The following is a 6,998-nucleotide window of genomic DNA, read 5'->3' on the forward strand; positions in this document are numbered from 1 at the left end:
ACGCTTTATATTTCCGCAGCGACACCAAAAAAGTAGAGGTCTTTTGCCCTTTTCTTGTTTTTGGTGCCGTTGCGACACCACGAAATTTGGAGTGTATTATGCAAAAACCTATTAAACGCGGCGACGCCTGGCGCATCACTGTTCGACATCTTGGTAAAAGATATACTGCTACACGCGACACCACCCAAGAATGCGAGCAATGGGCCGCTAAAAAACTATTAGAACTACAATCTCAACCCGATCTATCAAGCGAACCAGAAAAAATACACATTTCATTCCATGCACTTTTTGATATGTACTATCAAGAAGAAGGCAGAAAAATGAAAAGTGAGCGCTTGATCGTCCAAATGTTCAAGTCGTTAAAGAAAAATTGGGGTGATGTTGCTGAAGAATCCATTCACGACATTACACCAGCCATGGCAAAACAATGGCGTGACAAACGGCTTAAGAAAGTTCAAGGCGCTACTGTGATTCGTGAAATGGCGATGTATAGCGCTGTTTTTGATTATGCTCGCAAAGAATTATTCTTAACAAAAGAAAATCCTTTTAAGGAAATCACCAAACCCGCAACTCCTCCTCCGCGTCATAAGCGCATTTCAAAGCTTGAAGAAGAAAATATTCTTAAAGGCTTGGATTATCACTGGGGCAAGATCCCGACACAGCCGCGTCATTATGTGGCTTGGGCTTTTCTGTTTGCTCTTGAAACTGCTATGCGTAAAGGAGAAATTTTAAGTGTTAAGAAGCAACATATCTTTGGCGAATTTATCAAACTCTATGACACAAAGAACGGTACCAATCGCGACGTGCCTTTAACAACGCGCGCACAAGACTTGATTTCCTTACTGCCGTCCGATGAAGGTGATAATCGTATGGTTCCACATAGTTCTAATTCTTTTCGCTTAATCTGGGAGCGTAATCTCAGACGTGTCGGTTTGGCCGGTGAAGTACATTTTCACGATACGCGGCATGAATCTATTACACGCTTTGTGCATCAGTATAAATTGCCAGTCGAAATTCTGGCCAAAATTACAGGCCACAAAACAATCAGCGTATTGGTCAACACGTATTACAACCCAACAGCATCTGAAATTGCTAAAATGCTTAATGCAGCTTAAATGCTGCATTATTTTGGATTAAATATGGCAAGAAGTGTTCATGAGTAGAAATCAACTATGATGACTAGTATTTTTTAAAGTTTTAGGTATCAAAGCTTATGAACTAATCAATGATCATGTATGTTCACGATTAGGTTGAGCTATAGACTTTTATATAGAAAAAATACCGTCCGTGGCACGTATCATCAATTTCATTATCTGGATGACCCCAGAAAAATATTGTAAGACTGAGCTAATCTTTTCGATAGCCAGAAAAGTTAAATTTTCTGATTTTATTGGTTATCTTAGAAGATGAATTTATTAAGAAATCTTAAACAAGGATCTTTTTTATTGTAAGCTTTAATTCCTATCTGATTGTTGATTGGATTCTTGAGATTCATCTACTTTTTGATGCGGTTGATCTATAAGTATTCGAATAAATGAAGGGATTAATTCAGTAGATAACAAATATGGATTGAATTCATCAACATGATATTTTTGGAAAAAATCTCTTATCTGAGAGTTAATTGGGGCGAACTTCATGCTCCAACGCTCAAATAATCTCTCTTCAGAAGATTCCAAGAAAATAACTTCACAATTTTTGTGTCGCTGATCCTTCAAGATCATATTATGAAATAATGTCTCGACTTGATTTTTTTCGCCTTCAAGATATTGTAAAAAGTACCCATTACCATAGTAGAGCACCCCTGTAATGTCATGACGTGAATTAAAATTGACAGCTTCAGTAAGAATATCCATCAAATCTTGTTTAATCTGACTGTGTTCACTACGTGTTTTGCTTGCATACATTAAGCCTATTAAGCTCATAGCGATGACTCAATGATAGGTTTCAATAACATATTCTGACATTTGAGTAGAATTGTTTCAACCTGTAAAGCACCTAATCCATTGCATTGACAGAACTCGACATTCAATTTTATTAGACTTGATATGTCTTAGTATCAGCTTATATAATCTCAGAGGTTTCAAGGCTAGTTAATAAATTAGCTATGAGTCGTTTAATCTAGTAAGATAGTTGTTTAGTTAAATCATGGATGTCCAATGGAGAATCATGAAGTTATTCTTCAAGATGAACATCACCAGAAGTACAAGATTGTCAAGGTTCAAGATGTTCTTTTTGATGAAGGTACAAGTACCAATTCATATCAGTGGTTATGGGTATATCACCACAATTCAGAATTTTTCCCCTTCGAGTTATGGAGTCTGCTAGACAATGCAACAATTGATCAGGAGATCAAGTTAGACAATAAGTTTCTTAAAATTATTAAGATTCTGACAAAGAAAAGTAAAGTTAGATATTCTTGATAACTACTTCAATCTTTTTTCAAATATATGTGCAAACTAGGAATAGATAAAATATCGCCGCATCACATGCAAGATAAATTGTCTAAACGTAAGTTAGATCTTGATCTATCTGCAAATTTCGATTCAGTATTGATTGAACCTAAATTTTTGCATGTCATTTGGTATATCTAACTTAACAAGCCAAGTACTGATATTCAGAATCGGGTCTATCATAGATCCGATGATCACAGCATCAACTTCAAATGCATCATCAGGCATAAAGTTTTTTGTCATGAGAAATTTACTATACTGAAAAGCATTAATTTTATTTAAATAACCAACTTTCAAAGTATCAATATAGACAACAATTTTATTTGACTCAATTTCCAACCATAAAACTGCACTTTTAAAAACTTTAAAATTTTCTTCTGATTTTTCACCAACTAAAATTAGTAATTCTTCTTGATAAAGAGTGACTACAATCTCATGCTCAAAGGAATTTTTATTTTCACTCAATATTTTTCCTACTACACGTATTGTTTTTTCGGGTATTTCCAACCATACTCTTTCACTAAATTTAAATATAGTTATTATAAAAAATGGTATTAATATACAAGAAAAAAGGATTAATAATATTTTCAAATATTCACCTATAAACCAAGAACAGCTATAAAGCTATTCTTGGTTATTATTAAAATTTAAGCACATATTCATTAATACTGTACTTTGTGTTCATCTTACTTTTTCTTTTCTTCCTTTACTTCTTTTTGCTCAACAGCGTTTTCATCTGGCAAATCATGGCGTGGTTCAAATTCTCTACCATCCTGTTGCTGTCGCTGTTGTTTTATTAAATTTTCTTGATATGACAATGCTTTATCTTGAGACATGAGAGTCTATCCTATATTATGAAGTGTAGATAATTATCTATCACAGAGTCACAATAGTCCTTATTATATTAAATAGATACCTTTTTATTGAGAATAATGTAAGTGAAATATTTTATGTACTAACTATTTACAAAATAAAATTTCAAGAAAATGCAAATAACCAACAAATACATTAAGTTGAATTAATCTATAAATAAATTATGAAATATAATGATTTAAATAAATTAAATTTAGAACAATTAAAAACATTTCACTTCTAAATCAACTTAAGTGTAAATAGTAATTTCAATTATTATATTTTCTCCTTAATTATTTAAAAAAGAAAATATAGCTATGGCAAATTCAAACAAAGGATTTAATTCTTTTTCACATAAAGCAGATTCTGATAAAGAAAATTCAGTATTATTGCAGACAAATGAAAAAACAAATGAACAGAGTCCCCCAAAAATCCCCCCTCAAACTACTGTTCCACCTGCTTCCGAGCAAAAGGATAAAGGAGTGCAACCTGATCATAATACTCCCAAGACTAATCCTAATTAATTCCTGAAATTCCCAGTCAAGCTCTAAGGAGCTTGACTGGGCCACATATTTTCTAATCTTCTTTGAGAAGCCGCGTGCTCATCAGCTTTTTGTGCCACTCCTCTATATTCTGTGATGCAGCTTTCGAGTACGTCACTTCCGGTATTGCTGTACTCAATGATGGTTTCGCGGGGAGCTGTGGACACACGTTGCTTTGCAATGCTGAGTTGCTTTGACAAGCTGTCAGCACTGGAACGAGCAGAATCAGCATCAGACTTAATTTTCTTAATTTTGGCATTATAGTTTTGCTCCGCTTGAGTGATCTGCTCTGCCCAAACCTTTTCTTGTTGAGCAGCTTGAACTTTGGCTTTTTCAGCAGCAAGTTCCTGTTGAGTGATATAGTCAGCGTGCTGCTGCTTCAGATTTTTGATTTGACCAGCTTGATTGTTCACTTGGCATGATTGAAATAAGCAGCAAATCAATAAAATGATGATTAACGTCCAGCGCTTGTTTTCCAGAATCCACTTCACACTGACGTAAAAAAAGCGCTTTATCGCGCTCAGTATTGATAACCATGTCATGAGTTTGCCCCCAAACATTTGCTGTGTCTTTCCAGTTGTCGCGTCCATACACCAGCACACCGTTTATTACCTGGTGTACTACAATCGAACCCACCAGAATATTTATACTTCAGCAATGCATCACAAGCAGCTTTATACTTACCCATTTTCAAGTTTTTAAGCATTGAAGAGCTGGACCAGTTGCCGATACCGAATTGATAAACAAAATCAGTGTAGGCATCGTATTCATGCTGGTAGATCGGAACGTTTAAAATCGTTTTGTTAAAACGCTGCGCCTCCTTGTCCATATGCTTTCGTAAAAAGACCATGCCCTGCTCTCGTGTAACCGCTGGATCAGTCATTTTAACTTTTCTGCCATCTGGATAAACTGTAGTACCAAAAGCAATTGTTGGAACGTCGTTTTTAGTGGGGATAATGGGCTTTGACGTAAAGCCTTCCTGTTGAGCTGTGGATTGCAACTGTGTTTCACTAGGCCCATAAATAAAAACACCGCTGGTTATAGCAGCGGCGATCGTTGAACCTATCACAAATAATCTAGTCTTGTTTGACACGACATTCCCCTCTTAAATTTTCCATGCGCTGCTTATGCTCGATCTCGCGTAACTCAGCATCTCTTTTTTCACGTTTATTTTTGGCAATCGCAAAGTAAAGCTGAATAAGCAAGCCGAGTGCTGCAATAGCTAAACCACCCCACGCGATTACATCTACTTTTGCTACAAATCCCAAAAATGAAGCACTCCCGCTGGTAACTGTGACTTTACTTGTAAGCGTTGCTGCGCTTGCTTCAATTACTGATTGTTCTGACATGCCAACCTCCAGATCGTGGCAATAAAAAAGCACCCGTTTGGGTGCCATGTTTTAGTTAAAATCAAGTTTCTAAAGTCGCCTGTGTCACCCTCGCAGAGTAGTTCCATGATGTCGGTTTCCAGACATCACGCGCCGCAACCCGAATGTAATAAGTCGTGGTTGAATCCAGATTTCCAATTGTGCAGGCATTCTCTGAACCGGTCCAACTCGCTGCAAGCGTTTCCGGATCAAAGCTGGCATTTTTACTGATCCACACCTGGTAATCTTTCAGATCCGGCACCTCACTTGGTATCCACGTTACCGTGATTGAGTTTGATGTAGCCGATGTATAGACGTTTGCCAAGATCGGTGGCACTGGATTGCTGATATTCAGGTCCGTAAATGTGCTGGTACCATTTTCTGATTTGCTCGCAACACGGATTGTATAGTTACGCTGCACTCCATCCACTTTGGCCTCTTCCATCGAATAGGTGTACTCAGCACTGGTCGTTTCAATCGTTCTAAGCAGTGTGCTTCCAGACAAGACCTGCACAATATAACCCTGTGCACCAGCAGCAAACTGCCATTGCGCTTTAAATGACGTTCCAACAAATGGCGACTGTAGCGATAAGCCCCTAACACCTGAAGGACGTCCACCGTTTAGCGTGTGGCTGTAAGCTGTGACTTCATCTAAAGTTTGTTCTTTCTGCTGCAGGCCGTTGAAGCTTGTGAATTTCAAATAGATGGTTTTATCAATCAGATTCGAATTGAATTCATGCTGAAAGATGGCTTTATCTATTCGCACAAAGGATTCACCGGCATTATGCGCTAAAGCATCATCAAACCGTCCACGTAACACACCACCAAGCGTATAAAGTCCTGAACCATTCAGTGTTGCATCGACATAGCTAACATATTCATCACCGACTCTACAGAGTGTTGTGTTCACCTGAGCATCTTCAAGCGTTCCACTAAAAATCTGACTGGATGTGTTTAGCTGCACTTGCATAGATGAGGTGCTGGCATTAATTGCAGAAATCAAAGTACCGTAACGTGCAGATCCATAAATCGTACCGATCATTTCATACGTTGTATTATCAAGACTCGCCCAGACATTACAGCCGCCCCAGTTGCTTCCACCCGATGCTGCTACCCACACCTGATTTTTACCATCTGTGAGATCAAGCGGCGGTTCAAAGATGACAGGTGCATTAACATTACCTGATTCCTCATTACCGCCTTGATACCCGTTTGATGCCTGCAAGTCGTATTCAACTGCTGATCTTGAGCCTAAGGCCAGTTCTTCTGCGGTCACTGTGAGTAAGCCGTCCTGATCTTCTTCAATACGCGTGATACGCACAGGAAAGCGATCTAAACCCAAGGACTCATCTGTTAGCATCACGATATCCATCGGCTCAAGTCGGCAGTACTTCCAGCCAAGATCAAACTCATACTCATTGCGCACGTAAAGTTTGCGCTGCAGCAATAATTGTACAGCATGTCTTGCAATCTTGGGCTCACAGAAAAAGTCGTACTTCACTGGATCCTGAGTACGTAGTCCAAACATTTCGATATTGGCTTGGTCTTTCGCTTCGACCGTCTCGGTATTGTATTGATTGAAGCGATTCACGTACTCAATCTGACAGTGATTAAATGCATCCGTATCACGGCTACGCTTCACGCGAACAGGCTGATCATCACCAATGAAGTCATCATCTGTTAAATGATAGGCTGCTGTCAGATCCGGTGTAAACGTGACTCCATTTCCTGATACTGCAGTGTCACCATAGGACCGAATTTTTAAGCCGTCCGGGCTGGGTACGATT

The 6,998-nt window shown here is 38.4% G+C and carries 10 protein-coding genes; 3 read left to right on the top strand and 7 right to left on the bottom strand.

The window, feature by feature from the left end; translation table 11 throughout:
* Positions 1–98 precede the first annotated feature (98 nt).
* Positions 99–1,115, top strand: a complete 1,017-nt coding sequence (locus tag Aso01_RS14985; RefSeq protein WP_004938123.1) for a tyrosine-type recombinase/integrase — start codon at positions 99–101, stop codon at positions 1,113–1,115.
* A gap of 339 nt (positions 1,116–1,454) precedes the next feature.
* On the opposite strand, the gene Aso01_RS14990 is transcribed toward Aso01_RS14985, so the two are convergent.
* Complete coding sequence (locus Aso01_RS14990) at positions 1,455–1,922, bottom strand: BLUF domain-containing protein (protein ID WP_004938129.1); 468 nt, start codon at positions 1,920–1,922, stop codon at positions 1,455–1,457.
* A gap of 234 nt (positions 1,923–2,156) precedes the next feature.
* Between Aso01_RS14990 and Aso01_RS16075 the strand changes: the two genes are divergently transcribed.
* A complete protein-coding gene (locus Aso01_RS16075; protein ID WP_004938131.1) occupies positions 2,157–2,420 on the top strand; it encodes a hypothetical protein in 264 nt (87 codons plus the stop codon).
* A gap of 123 nt (positions 2,421–2,543) precedes the next feature.
* Here the strand turns inward: Aso01_RS16075 and Aso01_RS14995 are convergent, their stop codons facing one another.
* Both Aso01_RS14995 and Aso01_RS15905 read right to left on the bottom strand, forming a co-directional pair.
* Positions 2,544–3,026, bottom strand: a complete 483-nt coding sequence (locus Aso01_RS14995) for a hypothetical protein (protein WP_039910067.1) — start codon at positions 3,024–3,026, stop codon at positions 2,544–2,546.
* 110 nt (positions 3,027–3,136) lie between these two features.
* Positions 3,137–3,286, bottom strand: a complete 150-nt coding sequence (locus Aso01_RS15905) for a hypothetical protein (protein WP_004938138.1) — start codon at positions 3,284–3,286, stop codon at positions 3,137–3,139.
* A gap of 333 nt (positions 3,287–3,619) precedes the next feature.
* On the opposite strand from Aso01_RS15905, the gene Aso01_RS15000 reads away from it, so the two are divergent.
* The gene (locus Aso01_RS15000) at positions 3,620–3,826 is read left to right on the top strand and encodes a hypothetical protein (RefSeq protein ID WP_004938140.1); all 207 of its coding nucleotides are present in this window, start codon (positions 3,620–3,622) and stop codon (positions 3,824–3,826) included.
* A 23-nt stretch (positions 3,827–3,849) separates the two neighbouring features.
* Here the strand turns inward: Aso01_RS15000 and Aso01_RS15005 are convergent, their stop codons facing one another.
* From Aso01_RS15005 to Aso01_RS15020, 4 genes are all read right to left on the bottom strand, one after another.
* Positions 3,850–4,434 (bottom strand): hypothetical protein, encoded by a 585-nt coding sequence (locus Aso01_RS15005; RefSeq protein WP_004938141.1) that lies wholly within the window; start codon positions 4,432–4,434, stop codon positions 3,850–3,852.
* Entirely contained in the window at positions 4,383–4,937 is a 555-nt protein-coding gene (locus Aso01_RS15010; protein WP_004938145.1) for a glycoside hydrolase family protein, read from the bottom strand. Before Aso01_RS15010 ends, Aso01_RS15005 begins: the two co-directional genes overlap by 52 nt.
* A complete protein-coding gene (locus Aso01_RS15015; RefSeq protein WP_004938147.1) occupies positions 4,921–5,193 on the bottom strand; it encodes a holin in 273 nt (90 codons plus the stop codon). Before Aso01_RS15015 ends, Aso01_RS15010 begins: the two co-directional genes overlap by 17 nt.
* A 61-nt stretch (positions 5,194–5,254) precedes the next feature.
* The coding region (locus Aso01_RS15020; RefSeq protein WP_042065580.1) for a phage tail protein at positions 5,255–6,998 on the bottom strand (1,744 nt) is incomplete at its 5' end.

It is taken from the genome of Acinetobacter soli (assembly GCF_000760595.1).
Taxonomy (GTDB): domain Bacteria; phylum Pseudomonadota; class Gammaproteobacteria; order Pseudomonadales; family Moraxellaceae; genus Acinetobacter; species Acinetobacter soli.